The organism is Pseudomonas sp. SDT291_1_S447 (assembly GCF_054070155.1).
The window spans coordinates 1-212 of the sequence record NZ_JBSVXS010000478.1 but is presented as its reverse complement, the minus strand read 5'-3'; the positions used below and the strand labels follow the sequence as shown (position 1 = coordinate 212).

General features: G+C 59.0%; 1 protein-coding gene. It reads left to right on the top strand.

What is annotated here, in order from left to right; genetic code table 11:
• The coding region (locus ACW9IR_RS30445; RefSeq protein WP_457466325.1) for a histidine kinase at positions 1-212 on the top strand (212 nt) is incomplete at both ends.

Sequence of the window (212 nt, the reverse complement as noted above, 5' to 3'; positions counted from 1 at the left end):
GCGAACTCAGGCGGACGTTGGCTGCGCTGCTGCAAAGCGAGGCGCAACTGCGAGAATTGTCTGCTCACCTGGAAACCGTACGCGAGGAAGAAAAGGCGCGTATTGCCCGTGAGGTGCACGACGAACTGGGGCAAATGCTCACCGTGCTCAAGCTCGAAACCTCCATGTGCGAATTGGCTTATGCGCAACTCGACCCCGGCTTGCATGAACGC